This window comes from Pseudahrensia aquimaris, assembly GCF_042676045.1.
GTDB classification, from domain to species: Bacteria; Pseudomonadota; Alphaproteobacteria; order Rhizobiales; family Rhizobiaceae; genus Pseudahrensia; species Pseudahrensia aquimaris.
In genome coordinates this window covers 444,127-459,342 of sequence record NZ_JBHTJV010000009.1, presented here as the reverse complement: position 1 = coordinate 459,342, position 15,216 = coordinate 444,127, and the positions used below count along the sequence as shown (strand labels likewise).

The 15,216-nt window shown below is 56.6% G+C and carries 17 protein-coding genes; 9 read left to right on the top strand and 8 right to left on the bottom strand.

Annotated elements, in window-relative coordinates; all coding sequences use genetic code 11:
* Nucleotides 1–117 precede the first annotated feature (117 nt).
* Entirely contained in the window at nt 118–1,467 is a 1,350-nt protein-coding gene (locus tag ACFQ14_RS10955; protein WP_377212769.1) for an aminotransferase class I/II-fold pyridoxal phosphate-dependent enzyme, read from the bottom strand.
* 180 nt (nt 1,468–1,647) lie between these two features.
* On the opposite strand from ACFQ14_RS10955, the gene ACFQ14_RS10950 reads away from it, so the two are divergent.
* Nucleotides 1,648–2,748 (top strand): NAD(P)/FAD-dependent oxidoreductase, encoded by a 1,101-nt coding sequence (locus tag ACFQ14_RS10950; RefSeq protein ID WP_377212768.1) that lies wholly within the window; start codon nt 1,648–1,650, stop codon nt 2,746–2,748.
* Here ACFQ14_RS10950 and hslU read toward each other — a convergent pair.
* Nucleotides 2,745–4,070 (bottom strand): ATP-dependent protease ATPase subunit HslU, encoded by a 1,326-nt coding sequence (gene hslU, locus ACFQ14_RS10945; RefSeq protein WP_377212767.1) that lies wholly within the window; start codon nt 4,068–4,070, stop codon nt 2,745–2,747. The genes ACFQ14_RS10950 and hslU overlap by 4 nt on opposite strands.
* Nucleotides 4,071–4,075: 5 nt before the next feature.
* A complete protein-coding gene (hslV, locus tag ACFQ14_RS10940) occupies nt 4,076–4,645 on the bottom strand; it encodes an ATP-dependent protease subunit HslV (RefSeq protein WP_377212955.1) in 570 nt (189 codons plus the stop codon).
* A 247-nt stretch (nt 4,646–4,892) separates the two neighbouring features.
* Between hslV and hisB the strand changes: the two genes are divergently transcribed.
* From hisB to coaA, 7 genes are read left to right on the top strand one after another with little or no spacing between them, the layout of a single operon-like run.
* A complete protein-coding gene (hisB, locus tag ACFQ14_RS10935; protein WP_377212766.1) occupies nt 4,893–5,489 on the top strand; it encodes an imidazoleglycerol-phosphate dehydratase HisB in 597 nt (198 codons plus the stop codon).
* 4 nt (nt 5,490–5,493) lie between these two features.
* Entirely contained in the window at nt 5,494–5,940 is a 447-nt protein-coding gene (locus ACFQ14_RS10930; protein WP_377212765.1) for a DUF2628 domain-containing protein, read from the top strand.
* Nucleotides 5,937–6,596, top strand: coding sequence for an imidazole glycerol phosphate synthase subunit HisH (gene hisH, locus ACFQ14_RS10925; RefSeq protein ID WP_377212764.1), 660 nt, complete (start codon nt 5,937–5,939; stop codon nt 6,594–6,596). Before ACFQ14_RS10930 ends, hisH begins: the two co-directional genes overlap by 4 nt.
* On the top strand, nt 6,593–7,324 hold the full coding sequence (gene hisA / locus ACFQ14_RS10920) for a 1-(5-phosphoribosyl)-5-[(5-phosphoribosylamino)methylideneamino]imidazole-4-carboxamide isomerase (RefSeq protein WP_377212763.1): 732 nt from the start codon (nt 6,593–6,595) through the stop codon (nt 7,322–7,324). Before hisH ends, hisA begins: the two co-directional genes overlap by 4 nt.
* Nucleotides 7,321–8,088, top strand: a complete 768-nt coding sequence (hisF, locus tag ACFQ14_RS10915; protein ID WP_377212762.1) for an imidazole glycerol phosphate synthase subunit HisF — start codon at nt 7,321–7,323, stop codon at nt 8,086–8,088. The genes hisA and hisF overlap by 4 nt, the downstream gene beginning before the upstream one ends.
* Nucleotides 8,089–8,118: 30 nt before the next feature.
* The gene (locus ACFQ14_RS10910) at nt 8,119–8,439 is read left to right on the top strand and encodes a phosphoribosyl-ATP diphosphatase (RefSeq protein ID WP_377212761.1); all 321 of its coding nucleotides are present in this window, start codon (nt 8,119–8,121) and stop codon (nt 8,437–8,439) included.
* 4 nt (nt 8,440–8,443) lie between these two features.
* Nucleotides 8,444–9,427 carry a type I pantothenate kinase gene (coaA, locus tag ACFQ14_RS10905; RefSeq protein WP_377212760.1) on the top strand — a complete coding sequence of 328 codons (984 nt, stop codon included), beginning with the start codon at nt 8,444–8,446 and terminating at the stop codon, nt 9,425–9,427.
* A 6-nt stretch (nt 9,428–9,433) separates the two neighbouring features.
* On the opposite strand, the gene ACFQ14_RS10900 is transcribed toward coaA, so the two are convergent.
* From ACFQ14_RS10900 to ACFQ14_RS10880, 5 genes are all read right to left on the bottom strand, one after another.
* Nucleotides 9,434–9,787: an HPr family phosphocarrier protein gene (locus tag ACFQ14_RS10900; RefSeq protein WP_377212759.1), complete on the bottom strand. Its 354-nt coding sequence runs from the start codon at nt 9,785–9,787 to the stop codon at nt 9,434–9,436.
* Between the two features lie 62 nt (nt 9,788–9,849).
* Nucleotides 9,850–10,254: a PTS sugar transporter subunit IIA gene (locus tag ACFQ14_RS10895; RefSeq protein ID WP_377212758.1), complete on the bottom strand. Its 405-nt coding sequence runs from the start codon at nt 10,252–10,254 to the stop codon at nt 9,850–9,852.
* A 72-nt stretch (nt 10,255–10,326) separates the two neighbouring features.
* Complete coding sequence (locus tag ACFQ14_RS10890) at nt 10,327–10,770, bottom strand: HPr kinase/phosphatase C-terminal domain-containing protein (RefSeq protein ID WP_377212757.1); 444 nt, start codon at nt 10,768–10,770, stop codon at nt 10,327–10,329.
* Nucleotides 10,763–12,595, bottom strand: coding sequence for a stimulus-sensing domain-containing protein (locus tag ACFQ14_RS10885; RefSeq protein WP_377212756.1), 1,833 nt, complete (start codon nt 12,593–12,595; stop codon nt 10,763–10,765). The genes ACFQ14_RS10890 and ACFQ14_RS10885 overlap by 8 nt, the downstream gene beginning before the upstream one ends.
* Before the next feature lie 5 nt (nt 12,596–12,600).
* Nucleotides 12,601–13,308 (bottom strand): response regulator, encoded by a 708-nt coding sequence (locus ACFQ14_RS10880; protein WP_377212755.1) that lies wholly within the window; start codon nt 13,306–13,308, stop codon nt 12,601–12,603.
* A gap of 265 nt (nt 13,309–13,573) precedes the next feature.
* Here ACFQ14_RS10880 and ACFQ14_RS10875 point away from each other — a divergent pair, with 265 nt between their 5' ends.
* Nucleotides 13,574–15,172 carry a phosphoenolpyruvate carboxykinase gene (locus ACFQ14_RS10875; RefSeq protein ID WP_377212754.1) on the top strand — a complete coding sequence of 533 codons (1,599 nt, stop codon included), beginning with the start codon at nt 13,574–13,576 and terminating at the stop codon, nt 15,170–15,172.
* Nucleotides 15,173–15,216 lie beyond the last annotated feature (44 nt).

Genomic DNA, 15,216 nt, shown 5'->3' with positions numbered 1-15,216 from the left:
AATCATTTCTCCAAACGCCGCCTTCCCCAACGGCAGGCCGCTTTCGAAAAATTGGCTGCCATGCCGGAACCATAGTGCCGGCATGGCGCATTTCTTGTTCAAGCCACGGGGCTTGAATTAGCTGGCCAAAGCAACCGGCGTTTCGGCCGCCTCGCCTTTGTTGACCAATTCGAGCTGATGGCCCGCCATGTTCATCGCGTAATCAATACGCGATGCTGCGGCTTCGATTTCCTGCTCGGAATGGTTGGCCATAACCTGCAGACGGAAACGAGCCTGACCTTTTTGCACGGCCGGGAATTCAACCAGGTTTGCCAACAGGCCAACCTGCGGCAGAAGACGGGCTGTCATGCGGGCCAAGCCTTCATCACCGGTTTTGACGGCAACGATGGCAGACGGGTCGCCATAGACATCCATTCCGCGCTCACGGATTTTCTCGCGCAAGCTGAGGACGTTCATCATCAGTTTTTCGCGCAGCTGCTTGCCTTCTTGCGTCTGGATAATGTCCAGCGCCTTGGAAACGGTCGCGATTTGTATCGGCGACATGGCGTTGGAGAACGTGCAGGAAGGCGAATAGAAGCGCAAATATTCTTTCAAGGCGCGGCTGTTGGTAGCAACGAAACCACCGTTAGAACCGAACGTCTTGGAGAACGAGCCCATCACGAGATCGACTTTGCCCAGCATGTTCTGGATGCCAATGTGACCGGAGCCGTCTTCACCGAGATTGCCGAAGTCATGCGCAACATCAACCATCAACGTCGCGTTGTATTCGTTGGCCAATTCTTGAAGACCCTCGATGTCCGGCGTGTCGCTGTCCATCGAGAACAGACCTTCCGTCACTAACATGATGGCGTTTTCAGTGTCCTTGGCGCGGATCGAAGCGAGACGCTCGCGGCAATGTTCAAGGTTGTTGTGGCGATAGAGCAGCACATTGCGCGTCGAAGCCTGCGCGCCTGTTTGCAGGCATGCGTGAGAGAGTGCGTCCATAACGATATAGTCGGACGAGCGCACCAAGCCTTTAATCACGCCGAAGCCGGCGGCCCAGCCCGTTGGGAAAAGGATCGCTTCTTCCATTTGCAGGAAGTCCGCAATGCGACGCTCTAGCATGATCGAAGTTGAGATGTTGCCCACCAGAGCAGGCGAGCCTGCCGAATGAACGCCGAAGTCGCGGATAGCGGCCTGAGCGGCTTCGTGTACAGCTGGATGCGACGACAGGCTCAGATAGTCTTGCGAGGCGAAGTTGACGCCTTCCGCCAAAACGCCGGTATCGTCACGAACAGCACAGCTTGCAGCCGGGCCTTGTTCGGTTGCGCGTGAAAACGGCCATGTGCCGCTTTGACGGCGCGTGTCCTGCCAGTTGAAGAATTGATCACAACGCTCGACAAGATTGTCACCGCTGATTACGCGAAAGTCCCGCATGCTGCCTTCAAGTGCTGCCTGGGGAACGTTTGTTTCTGTAGTCTTTTTCATTGTTATGGTCCCACCCTGTAATTAGGTGAGGGCAATCCACCACGCGGCCTTTAACCATTGGTGAATCACAGCCTTCTGCGGCCAAAGCGTTACAGCTGAGGTTAATACTTTGCTGAAAACCGCCTGTGTTTTAGACATTGTTCAACATACAGCTGCCGTTTGAGGCAATCTGACTACGCAATGAGTGATTTTCGAACCGTCATCATAGGGGCCGGCGTGGTGGGGCTGGCCACTGCGCGGGCGCTTGCCACCGGCGGACGCGATGTTTTGGTGGTCGAACAGCACGGCACGATAGGCAGCGAAACGAGCGCACGAAACAGCGAGGTTATCCATGCGGGAATCTATTACCCGCAGGGCAGCCTAAAGGCGCGTCTGTGTGTCGATGGCAAGCACAAGCTGTATGATTATTGCGCCACCCGTCACGTCGCTCACCGCAATTGCGGCAAACTGATTGTGGGAACGAACGAAAATCAGACTGAGGAATTGAAAGACATCGCGCGCCGGGCCGCCGCGAACGGTGTTGATGATCTGCGCCTGATTGGACCGGACGAAGCGCAAACAATGGAAGCGCAGCTTTCTTGCGTGGCGGCTTTGCACTCCCCTTCCACCGGCATCATCGACAGCCATGGCCTGATGCTTGCGCTGCAGGGCGAAGCACAGGACCACGGATGCCAAATCGCGTTCAACACGCCGGTCGAGCGCATCGACCCGCTGGATGGCGGTGGCTTTTCGCTTGTCTGCGGCGATGCCGATCGGACTGTTGTAACCTGCGATGAGGTCGTCGTTTCGGCTGGACTGCACGTGGCAGACCTGCTGCACAAAAGCGGCTTGGGCGCTTTGATGCCGAAACAGAAGCTCTTTGCGAAAGGCAATTACTTCCGCCTCAACGGCGCTTCGCCCTTCAGCCGCTTGATTTATCCCGTTCCCGAGCCGGGCGGCTTGGGAGTTCATGTGACAATTGATCTTGCCGGACAAGCGCGCTTCGGGCCGGATGTGGAATGGGTGGATGCGCTCGACTACGAGGTAAACCCCCGACGGGCTGACAAGTTCTATGGCGAGGTGCGCAAATATTGGCCTGCATTGGCGGATGGATCACTTGAACCGGACTATTCCGGCATCCGCCCCAAACTTGTGGGCCAGCCCGACCCGAGTGCCGATTTCGCTTTCTTTACGCAGGACCATCACAATCTAGCAGGTCTGACGGTTTTGGCAGGAATTGAATCACCAGGACTCAGTTCCTGCCTCGCCATAGCAGACCATGTGCAGGAATTGATGACTTAAAGGATGTAACGCGACAGGTCGGTATCCTTGGCCATCTCGCCCACATTCTTGCGCACATAGGCTGCATCAATCTCGATCTTCTCGCCGGACTTATCCGGTGCGTCGAACGAAATTTCATCCAGCACACGCTCCATCACCGTCTGCAGCCGCCGCGCACCGATGTTCTCGACTGACGAATTCAACTCCACAGCGATATCGGCCAAGGCCTCAATCGCGTCGTCGGTGAAATTGATCGTCAGTTCTTCCGTGCCCATCAGCGCAACATATTGCTTGATGAGGCTGGCTTCGGTTTCGGTCAAAATCCGCACGAAGTCGTCTTTCTCCAGCGCCCGCAATTCCACACGAATTGGCAAACGACCCTGAAGTTCAGGCAGCAGGTCCGATGGTTTAGCAACATGGAAGGCGCCAGAAGCTATGAACAGAATGTGGTCGGTTTTCACCTGCCCATATTTCGTGGCAACGGTCGTGCCCTCAACCAGCGGCAGCAAGTCGCGTTGCACGCCTTCGCGGGAGACGGACCCGCCGCGAACGTTTTCGCTCACCGCGATTTTGTCGATCTCATCCAAAAACACGATGCCGTTATTCTCCACCGCCTCGATGGCCTCAGCTACGACCTGCTCATCATCGAGCAGCTTGTCGCTCTCTTCCGCGATCAACAGTTCGTAGCTTTCCTTGACCGTGGTCTTGCGCTTTTTCGTGCGTCCGCCCATCGCCTTTGACATCATCTCGCCCAGGTCAATCATGCCCATGCCACCACCGGGCATGCCGGGGATTTCCATCCCACCGAGTGGGGAGCCCGTGTCGGAAACCTCAACCTCAATTTCCTTGTCGTCGAGATCGCCCTCGCGCAGCTTTTTCAGGAATGATTGCCGCGTGGCAGGGCTGGCGGTGTCGCCCACCAACGCATCGAGCACCCGTTCTTCCGCTGCGATATGGGCCTTGGCCTTCACTTTTTCGCGCTTCTGCTCACGCACCAACGCAATGCCGGTTTCCACCAGATCACGGATGATCTGTTCCACATCGCGGCCAACATAACCGACCTCGGTGAATTTGGTCGCTTCGATCTTGATAAAGGGCGCACCGGCGAGTTTCGCCAAACGCCGTGAAATTTCGGTTTTACCGACGCCCGTGGGGCCGATCATCAAAATGTTCTTCGGCATCACCTCTTCGCGCATGGGCGATTCCAATTGCTGACGCCGCCAGCGATTGCGCATAGCAACAGCAACGGCGCGTTTGGCGTCGTTCTGGCCGATAATGTAGCGATCAAGTTCGGAGACGATTTCGCGCGGGGAGAAAGAGGCGCTCAAGGAAAAATCTGTCATGGGGCTTATTTGCTCTTCTTCTTGGTGTCGGTCGCGTCTTCAGCAGCACCGTCAATGGTTTCCACCACCAGATTGCCGTTGGTGAAAACGCAGATATCAGCTGCAATTTCCATCGCCTTGCGGGCTACTTTTTCCGCGTCGTGTTTTTCATCAAACAATGCGCGAGCCGCCGCGAGCGCGAAGTTGCCGCCAGATCCAATCGCTGCAACGTTGTGTTCGGGTTCAAACACGTCGCCCACGCCAGTGATGACAAGCGAGACGTCTTTGTCGGCCACCAGCATCATCGCTTCCAAACGGCGCAGATAGCGGTCTGTGCGCCAATCCTTGGCAAGCTCAACGGCAGCGCGGGTCAATTGGCCCGGATATTGTTCCAGTTTGGCTTCCAGCCGCTCCAACAGGGTGAAAGCGTCAGCGGTTGCGCCAGCGAAGCCTGCAATGACGTGCCCGTCTTTACCAAGGCGGCGCACTTTCTTGGCGTTGCCCTTCATCACGGTGTTGCCCATTGAGGCTTGGCCGTCTCCGGCGATCACCACTTTGCCGCCCTTGCGGACCATAACGATGGTGGTTGCGTGCACTTCCGGCACGAAAGAAGATCGTTGTTCGCTCACTTTGTAACTCCAAACGTGAAGGCGGGCCGTCTTCCTTTCGTCAGGCAAGACGACCCTCGTTGCGCCAATATGTATGGCACAAATTCTCGATTACAAATGCCCGATGCGCACACCCCGATCAGCAAGCCTGTTGGCAAGGGTGACAAGCGCCTGTATGACAGCCCGCGTCGGGCCAGAGTCCGGCGCTTTGCAGCCCTTGCCAAAGAGAAATTACATGCAACGCACGGCCAGCATTACCCGCACCACAAACGAAACCGATATTGCGGTGGAAATTTCCATCGACGGCACCGGGACGTTCGATATCCACACTGGCGTTGGCTTTTTTGATCACATGCTGGAGCAACTCTCCAAGCACTCGCTGATCGACATGAAGGTGAAAGCCAAGGGCGATCTGCATATTGACGATCATCATACGGTCGAAGATTGCGGCTGGGCGCTGGGGCAGGCTTTGAACGAGGCGCTGGGCGAGCGACGCGGTATCCGCCGCTATGCAAGCCAAGACCTGCCGATGGACGAAGCGAAGACGAGCGCGTCCATCGACGTTTCCGGACGCCCGTTTCTCGTGTGGCATGTGGATTTTCCGCGTGAGAAAATTGGCACGTTCGACACTGAATTGGTGCGCGAGTTCTTCCAGGCCTTTGCACAAGGTGCGCGCATTACGCTGCACGTGAAAAATCACTATGGCGAAAACGCCCACCACATTGCTGAGACGTGCTTCAAGGCTGTCGCCCGCGCACTTCGTGCCGCTTGCGAAAGCGACCCGCGCACGGGCGATGCGGTGCCTTCCACAAAAGGCACGTTAAGCGGCTAAAGCCATGCGCATCTACACATTTCACAAACCAATCGGAACACAGATTGCGCCTGAGCGGGAAGATGGCTTCGACGCGGTGGAAGTCTTGCCCGACAGCCTTTCGTTCTGGGCCATCGTCTTTCCGCTGCCGTGGTTGGTCTGGCATAAGCTCTGGCTGGAACTCGGCTTTTACCTTTTCGCCATGATGCTGATTGGCGGCTTGCTGGCAACGCCCTACGCCGCCGCTGGCCTCGCACTTTCGGGCCTGCCAGGGCTATACCTCTGGCTGGAAGGTCACGATCTGCGCCGCGCGAAACTGCGTCGCAAGGGCTATGAGTTGGTGGATGTGGTTGAGGCCAAGGACAAGCAGACGGCCTTCGCGCGTTTCGTGGCAAAGCAAATGCAGGCGCGGCGCGACGCCGTGGCGCGGCTGCCACAGATCGGTATGCCAGCGGCGGATCCGACCCCATGACCGAACGCGTCGCTATCATCGACTACGGCTCCGGCAATTTACGCTCGGCCACGAAAGCGTTTGAGCGCGCCGCACGTGAGGCTGGGCTTGATACTGCAATCATTCTCACCAGCGAAGCGGAAACCGTGCGTGCTGCTGACAGGATCGTGCTACCGGGCGTCGGTGCCTATGCCGATTGCCGCGCGGGGCTGGATGCCGTGCCGGGAATGGTAGACGTACTGCATGAGAAAGTGCGCGATGGCGACACGCCGTTTCTCGGCATTTGCGTGGGGATGCAATTGATGAGCGTCCGCGGGCTGGAAAAGGTCACCACCGATGGGCTGGGCTGGATCGACGGTGACGTCGTGCTGATGGAGCCGAACGATGCAGCGCTGAAAATTCCTCAGATCGGCTGGAACACTCTGGAGCCTGTGCGTCCACACCCGTTGCTGGACGGCATCGCGCTGGGCGCAGATGGCTTACATGCGTATTTCGTTCATTCCTACCACATGGCTCTGCGCGATGAAGCCGCCTTGCTGGCGACCGCCCATTACGGACAGGCCGTGACGGCCATCGTTGCAAAAGACAACATGGTGGGCACGCAGTTCCACCCAGAGAAGAGCCAGACGTTGGGCCTTGCGCTGATCACGAATTTTTTGAAATGGACGCCCGCATGATCCTGTTTCCCGCAATTGATCTGAAGGGCAGCCAATGCGTTCGGCTGAAGCTGGGCGATATGAATCAGGCAACCGTCTACAACGAAGACCCAGGCGCGCAGGCACGAGCTTTCGAAGACCAAGGTTTTCGCTGGCTGCATGTTGTCGATCTGGACGGGGCGTTCGCGGGCGAGGCTGTGAATGGCACAGCGGTGGAAGCGATATTGGCGAACACGACCAACCCCGTGCAACTGGGCGGCGGCATCCGCACGCTCGACCACATCGCCTATTGGCTGGACAAGGGCATTGCCCGCGTCATCCTCGGCACGATAGCAGTGCGCGACCCTGCTTTGGTGCGCGAGGCTTGTGCTAAATTTCCGGGCCAAGTCGCCGTCGGCATCGACGCCAAGGGCGGCAAGGTAGCGGTGGAAGGCTGGGCGGAAACATCGGAACTGACCGTCAAGGACATGGCTGCCCGCTTCGAAGACGCTGGCGTGAGCGCGATCATCTACACCGACATTGACCGCGACGGCGTGTTGGCCGGCATCAATTGGGACAGCACGCTGGACCTCGCCCGCGCAACACAAATCCCCGTCATCGCATCCGGTGGCCTTGCCGGCATGGACGATATAATGCGCATGATGCGGCCCGATGCGCAGGTGCTTGAAGGTGCCATCTCGGGCCGTGCGCTTTACGATGGCCGCATTAACCCGACAGAGGCGCTAGCGGTTTTGGGAGCAGGTGCATGACCCTGAAAACCCGCATTATACCTTGCCTCGACGTGAAGGACGGGCGTGTCGTCAAAGGCGTGAACTTTGTCGATCTCGTCGACGCAGGCGATCCCGTTGAGGCTGCGAAAGCGTACGATGCGGCTGGTGCAGACGAGCTTTGCTTTCTCGATATCACGGCTTCATCTGACAACCGCGAGACGATTTACGATGTGGTTTCCCGCACGGCGGAACATTGCTTCATGCCGCTGACTGTCGGCGGGGGCGTGCGCACGCCGGAGGATGTTCGCAAGCTGCTGTTGGCAGGTGCAGACAAGGTTTCGTTCAACACCGCAGCCGTGAACGATCCGGACGTGATCGCCCGCGCCGCGGACAAGTTTGGCAATCAGTGCATCGTGGCTTCGCTGGATGCCAAGCAGGTATCTGAAGGTCGTTTTGAAATATTTACCCATGGGGGGCGTACGCCAACAGGCATCGACGCGGTCGAATTCGCTATGCTGATGGTGGAAAAAGGTGCGGGCGAAATTCTGCTCACTTCAATGGACCGCGACGGAACGAAAGACGGCTACAACCTGCCGCTTACCCGCGCCATTGCAGATGCCGTCTCCGTTCCCGTCATCGCATCAGGCGGCGCAGGCAACCTGGACCATCTGGTTGAGGCGGTAACAGACGGCCACGCAAGTGCCGTGCTTGCGGCGTCGATTTTTCATTTTGGCACCTATACGATAGGGGAAGCCAAGGCTCATATGGCGCGCGCGGGCATTCCCGTTCGCACCGTCATCTAAGCTGCACACGCCAATGGGTGAGGAGCCGCATTGACCAATTTCTCTCTGCAAGATCTGGAAGCCATTATCGCTACGCGTGCAACGTCTGGTGACGCCTCGTCTTGGACGGCAACGCTTGTTGGCTCTGGCATCAACAAAGCGGCAGAAAAGCTGGGCGAAGAGGCGGTGGAAACCGTCATCGCCGCGATTGCCGAAGACAGCACCAAGACCCGCGATGAAGCCGCTGATCTACTGTTTCACCTGCTGGTCGTTCTGCATATGAAGGAGGTGAGCGTGGGGGATGTGATGGACGAATTGGAACGGCGCACGGGCCAATCCGGCATCACTGAAAAAGCATCACGCGGCGGCTGACCCGATGGTTTCGAAAAACAGGCGTGCGAAAATCGAGAAGATATTTGGCGACGTTAATCTGTCGCCCTATCTGGTTTTCGGCATAGACGAATGGGCAGAGTTCCGCGCCGACACACCGCTCACGCTTTCCGAAGCCGAAGTCGAGCGGCTGCGCGCAATGAACGACCCGATTGCTCTGGATGAGGTGCAACGCATCTATCTTTCGTTATCGCGCTTGTTGTCGAGCCATGTAGAAGCAGCGCAAAATCTCTATCAACAACGCCGGCAATTCCTGAACACAAAGGGTCACAAAACGCCCTTTGTTATCGGCATTGCGGGCTCGGTGGCCGTTGGCAAATCGACAACCGCCCGCATCTTGCGTGAATTGATGGCGCGGTGGCCTTCAAGTCCGAAGGTGGATCTGATTACCACGGATGGATTTCTTCTGCCGAATGAGGAATTACGCAGCAGAAATTTGATGGATCGCAAGGGCTTCCCTGAGAGTTTCGACCGGCGGCGGATTTTGGAGTTTCTCACCGACATTAAATCCGGTCATCGCAACGTAAAGGCACCGCTTTATTCGCACATGGTCTATGATGTGCTGGAGGGAAAACACGCAATCGTTGATCGACCGGACATTCTGATCTTCGAAGGCATCAACGTGCTGCAAACCAGCGAGTTGCCGAGAGACGGACAGGGCGTGCCCTTCGTATCGGATTTCTTCGATTTTTCGATCTACATTGATGCCGACGCTGAAGTCATCCGCCGCTGGTATATTGATCGTTTCATGCGTCTTCGCGATACAGCTTTTCGCGACCCTCAGAGTTTCTTCCACCGCTATGCAGAAATTTCACCCGATGCGGCGATGGCGATTGCCATTGATCTTTGGGAAAACATCAACCTGCGCAATCTGAAAGAAAATATTCTGCCGACGCGGCTGCGCGCAGACCTTGTGCTTCACAAGGGGGCGGATCACGGCGTCGATATGGTGGCGCTTCGCAGGATGTAGATAAGCCTATTCGCCTTCGCCGAAACGGTCTGCAACAAGCTCTTCCAAGGCATCAAGCGCCTCACCAGCCTGTTTGCCTGAAGCAGACACTTCGATGCTGCAACCCGGCGCAGCTGCCAGCATCATCAAGCCCATGATCGAAGTTGCACTGACCGTGCTTCCGTCTTTAGAGACTTGAATATCAGCATTGAACTCTTCCGCCGTTCGGACAAATTTTGCTGAAGCGCGCGCATGCAGGCCGCGCATGTTGCAGATGTCGAACCGGCGAATTTCGACCCCGTTTTTCACTTTACTCTCAGATTTCAAGCCACCACCCTGGTTGCTGTTGTCATTGGCGCTCTGCGCTGCCTGCCCACTCATCTTCTGGTCCCTGCTTCCACCCTTGGTTGCCCATGACATCGCAACCCGCTTGCCCCGTTGTTTCAAGACTGCCCCGCTAATACCTGGCTGGCCACATTGATATACCGACGCCCCGATTCCAATGCGGCATCCAGCGCTGCCTGCATATCGTCGTTGGCGCGAACACCTGCAAGTTTGATGAGCATCGGCAAATTGACGCCGGCCACGACCTCAATCATTCCTGGCTCCATGATGGATATGGAAAGATTCGAAGGCGTGCCGCCGAACATATCGGTAAGAATAATCGCGCCCATGCCCTTGTTGACCCTACCGACGCTGTCGAGAATATCGCGGCGGCGCTGCTCCATGTCGTCATCGGGCCCGATGGAAACCGTCTCGACCTGCTCCTGGGGACCAACAACATGCTCCAGCGCGAGTTGAAACTCGTTTGCCAGACCACCATGAGTTACGAGCACCAGTCCGATCATCAGACCGCGTATCCTGTTTGGACGCATTACGAGGCATATGTTTGCACGCCTGTTGAGACTTGCAAGCAAAAACTAGCCGATTTGGCGCAAACGGGCCTGAACAAGCGGCACAGACACGGAAAGTGCCCGTTGTGGCACGAAAAGCAGCGGCAATCCGTAGCGGCTTTCAGTGGTAAACGGCATGCGCTCCAGAGGATCGGACGGCAGCAGGCGTACAACGAGATCGATTTTCGCCGATTCCAGATGAGGTGTATCAACAATTCCCAGAAAGGCGTGCTCGGCCTGTCCGGCAATTACTGGCGGGGCGCTGGCAGTACACCTGCTTCCTTCGCCGCTGATCACAACCCGATCATCCGCTACCCAACGGGCAAATTGGTTTTTTTGATGGGCGGCTTCAATGAGCGCATCGGCAAGACGGCTTTTGCCGCTCCCAGATGCGCCTTCAATCAACACACCGAAACGGCCCAAAACGACAGCGCAAGCGTGAACGGTGGGCGTAAGCCTATCATCAGCCATTGACGCCACTCGCTTTAAGATTCAGCGGCAGTGAAACCGTGAAAATCGCACCCAGTCGTGTATCATTGTTCATGATGTTACCGGCTTTGATGGTGCCGTTGTGGGCATCAATAATCTGACGTGTGATAGACAGGCCAAGCCCGGAATTCTGACCGAAAGATTCTGCACCCGGACGGTCGGTGTAGAAACGCTCGAAAACCCGCTCGAAGTTTTCAGGGTCTATACCGGGGCCATTATCAGCAACAGTGATGATGGCGCGGTTGCCACGGCGGCGAAGGGTGACGTCGATCTGCCCTCCACGTTCCGGCACAAAGGTGCGGGCGTTCTCGATCAAATTGGCCATCACCTGCCCAAGGCGCCCTTCGTGCCCGGAAACGATCCAGCGCGGGGCGGTTTTGCTTGTGCGACGGGCATCACCTTGATTCTCGATCGTTAGCGATATCTTCGCGGAATTGCCCTTGGTGTTGCGGGCGATGTTTGAATAAGTGTCGTTGATCGATTCCAGCAAAGCGACCAGATCGACATTCGCTGCATCCTCCCGTGCCAACTCAGCATCGAGGCGAGACGCATCGGAAATATCACTGATAAGGCGATCGAGGCGACGCACATCATGCTGGATGATAGCCAGCAGGCTTTCGCGTTGTTCGTCGCGCTTGGCCAGCGGCAACGTCTCCACCGCGCTGCGCAGGCTGGTGAGCGGGTTCTTCAACTCGTGGCTCACATCAGCGGCAAAACGCTCGATGGCCTCAATACGGTTGTAGAGCGAATCCGTCATGTCTCGAAGGGATGTGGAGAGATGCCCGATTTCGTCATGACGGTCGGAAAAATCCGGAATTTCTTCACGCTTGCGCACGCCAAGACGGACACGCTCGGCGGCGGCAGAGAGTTTTTTGAGCGGTTTGGCAATGGTGGAGGCCAGCAGGTAGGAGAGAAGCAACGTTACAAGTAGTGCCACCGCAAACGTGCGGCCAATCGCTTGGCGCTCGCCACGGATGATCTTGTCAATATCGCCCGCCTGCGTGGACAGCAGCAGAACACCCAAAATAGCGCGGGATCGCTGAACAGGAACCGCAACCGAGACAATCGTATCGCCCTCCACTGTGCGGCGGGTCTTGCTCGCAGGAACGCCGGTTAGCGCCGTGACAACTTCGGAATATGCCGTGCCATTGCCATCGGCGGGGTCGGTGTAGATCGGCAAGTTGCTGCGGAAGAAGATGTTGTTAAACGTGTTCTCAACTGTCTGCCAAAGCGAGGCACTACCACCGTCCGGCGGCGGCAAATCAAACCGCAGAATCTGACCTCTGGAATAAAACAGCCGCGCTGAATCGAGCAGGATTTCGCCATCGGGCGCAAAGATGCGGGCGCGGGTGCGAGTTGGCGAAATAAGTCTGCGCAGAACCGGCGCCACCTCTTCGGGATCAATGGGAAAATCGAGGCTTTCCGACACATTGGGTGCGATGCTTTCGCCGGCGCGTAATTCAGCCAGCTTGTCTATATCAATCGCCAGCGCGTCCGTTTCCACTGTGGCACGGGAGCCAATGGCACCGGAAATAATCTCGCCTTGGGTCAGCAGGCTTTCAACCCGCGCTTCGATCAGGCTTTCGCGGAATTGGTTGAGATAGAGAATGCCGGAAACAAGAACCAGCAGACCCAGAATGTTGATCAGCAAAATTCGCTGGCCGAGCGTGGAGAATACGGTTCGGCTGATAAAGTTACGAAGACCCGAACGCTTTCGCCGCTTGGGCGATGCCGGTGGTTCAGAAAAACTTGGAGTCGTAGCGTCGTTGGGAAGCGCAGGTGCCTGCGGTTCGTTGCGCGCCAGCAAGGCGATCAGCCTTCGCGGAAGCGGTAGCCGACGCCGTAAAGCGTTTCGATCATATCAAACGAATCGTCGATGGCTTTGAACTTTTTGCGCAACCGCTTGATGTGGCTGTCGATGGTCCGGTCATCAACATAAACTTGATCGTCGTAGGCAGCATCCATCAGCGAATCGCGGCTTTTGACGACACCGGGGCGTTGGGCGAGTGCGAAGAGAATGAGAAACTCTGTCACGGTGAGCGTTACCGGCTTGCCCTTCCATTCGCTTGTGTGGCGCTCTTGATCCATCGACAGATGCCCACGCTCCAAAACAGACTTCGCGGTTGCTTCTTCATCGCGCACGGCACCTTCGGCGCGAGCGGCAACACGGCGCAGCACAGCTTTGACCCGCTCAACGAGCAGGCGCTGGGAAAACGGCTTGGTGATAAAATCATCCGCACCCATTTTCAGGCCGAACAATTCGTCGATCTCATCGTCCTTCGACGTTAGGAAAATGACTGGAAGGTCGGACTTTTGGCGCAGTCGGCGCAGCAACTCCATGCCGTCCATGCGAGGCATTTTAATATCGAAAATGCCCAAATCGGGCTTGCGGACCATTAAACCATCCAGCGCGGATGCACCGTCTGTGTAGGTCTCAACCTTATAACCCTCCGATTCCAAAGCGATGGAGACGGAGGTGAGGATGTTTCGATCGTCGTCTACGAGAGCAATTGTGGGCATTTAGGACGCTCCAAAAGGCATTATTGAAAATTTGCCTAGCCGGAATCTAGTGCGTTAACGCCAAAGTTCCAACAGGAAGTGCCATGTCACCGGAAATTGGGCGCAAATTGTGGCGCTGACCTTTGGGAAATTAAATCGATTTTCCCAATTTCAATCGTTCAGATCGACTTTCGTTGGCTTGTCACGAATGTGTCATGTCCATAGGGTCCGCCGCAATCAGGGGCTTTTTTGGGCCGAAATTGCACAAAGTCAGAGGATCGCAACCGTGATACAAACCGGGCGACACAATGAAAATTTCGGCGCCGATAAGTTCGGTCTGACCAATCTGGCAAGCCTTTCGTGGAACGACGACGAAGATACGCTGTTCGCCATGGCGCTGGCGCGTGGCGAAGGAGAACGAACCGCTAAAGGCTCCCTTGCCGTCACCACGGGCAAGCATACGGGCCGTTCCGCGACCGACAAGTATCTGGTTCGCGATGCGGAGACAGAAGACACGGCTTGGTGGGACAATAACCAGGCAATGAGCGAAGCACACTTCGATACTCTGTTGGCCGATTTTCAGGCTCATGCTCAGGGCCGAGAATTATTTGCCCAAGATCTCTTTGGTGGTGCTGATCCATCCTACCGCATCGACACGCGGGTTTTCACAGAATTTGCGTGGCACGCCCTTTTTATTCGCCACCTGCTGCGCCGCCCGGACGAGACAGAGCTTGAGGGTTTCGAGCCCGAGTTGACGATCATCAACCTGCCCAGTTTTCGCGCGGACCCTGCCCGTCATGGCTGCAAGTCGGAGACAGTGATTGCCGTCAACGTATCGCGTCGCATCGTGCTCATCGGTGGCACAGAATATGCTGGCGAGACAAAAAAGAGTGTCTTCGGGATGCTCAATTACCTGCTGCCAGCGAAGGGCGTCATGCCGATGCACTGCTCGGCCAACACCCATGAGGGCAACACAGCGCTGTTCTTCGGTCTTTCGGGCACTGGCAAGACCACTCTATCCTCCGACGCTTCACGCACGCTTGTGGGCGACGACGAGCACGGCTGGTCAGACAATGGCATCTTTAACTTCGAAGGCGGTTGCTACGCCAAGGCAATCAAGCTCAGCCAGGAGGCGGAGCCGGAGATTTATTCCACGACGCAACGCCCCGGTGCAGTTTTGGAAAATGTAATCATTGATCCAAAAACCAAAGAGCCAGACTTTGACGATGGTAGCCTGACGGAAAATACCCGTGTGGCTTACCCGATGCACTTTATTCCCAATGCTTCTGAAACAGGCCTCGCACCGCACCCGCAAACGGTGATTATGCTGACTGCGGACGCGTTTGGCGTGTTGCCGCCTATCGCACGGATGACAGCGGAACAGGCCATGTATCACTTCCTTTCTGGCTACACCGCGAAAGTGGCGGGCACGGAAAAAGGCGTGACGGGCGTCCAAGCCACGTTCTCAACCTGTTTTGGCGCACCTTTCATGCCGCGCCATCCAAGTGTCTATGGCAATTTGTTGCGGGAGAAGATCGGTGCTCATAATTCTGTGTGCTGGCTGGTCAATACCGGCTGGACGGGCGGACCCTATGGCGAAGGTTCGCGGATGCCGATCAAGGCAACGCGGGCACTGCTGAAAGGCGCACTCGACGGTTCACTTAACGAAGCCGCCATGCGCGTGGATGAGAATTTTGGCATCGAAGTCCCCGTGCATGTGCCGGGCGTGGATGCGGCTTTGCTGACCCCCCGTGACACGTGGGCGGATCAAGATGCTTATGATGCGCAAGCTGCCAAACTGGTGCAGATGTTCATCGACAACTTCGCCAAATTCGAAGCGCATGTTGATCAATCCGTTATCGGTGCCGCGCCAAAGGCTGCTTAAAGGTCTCAAGCCTTTTCATTTCATCGTCTCCGCTGTAACCCGTC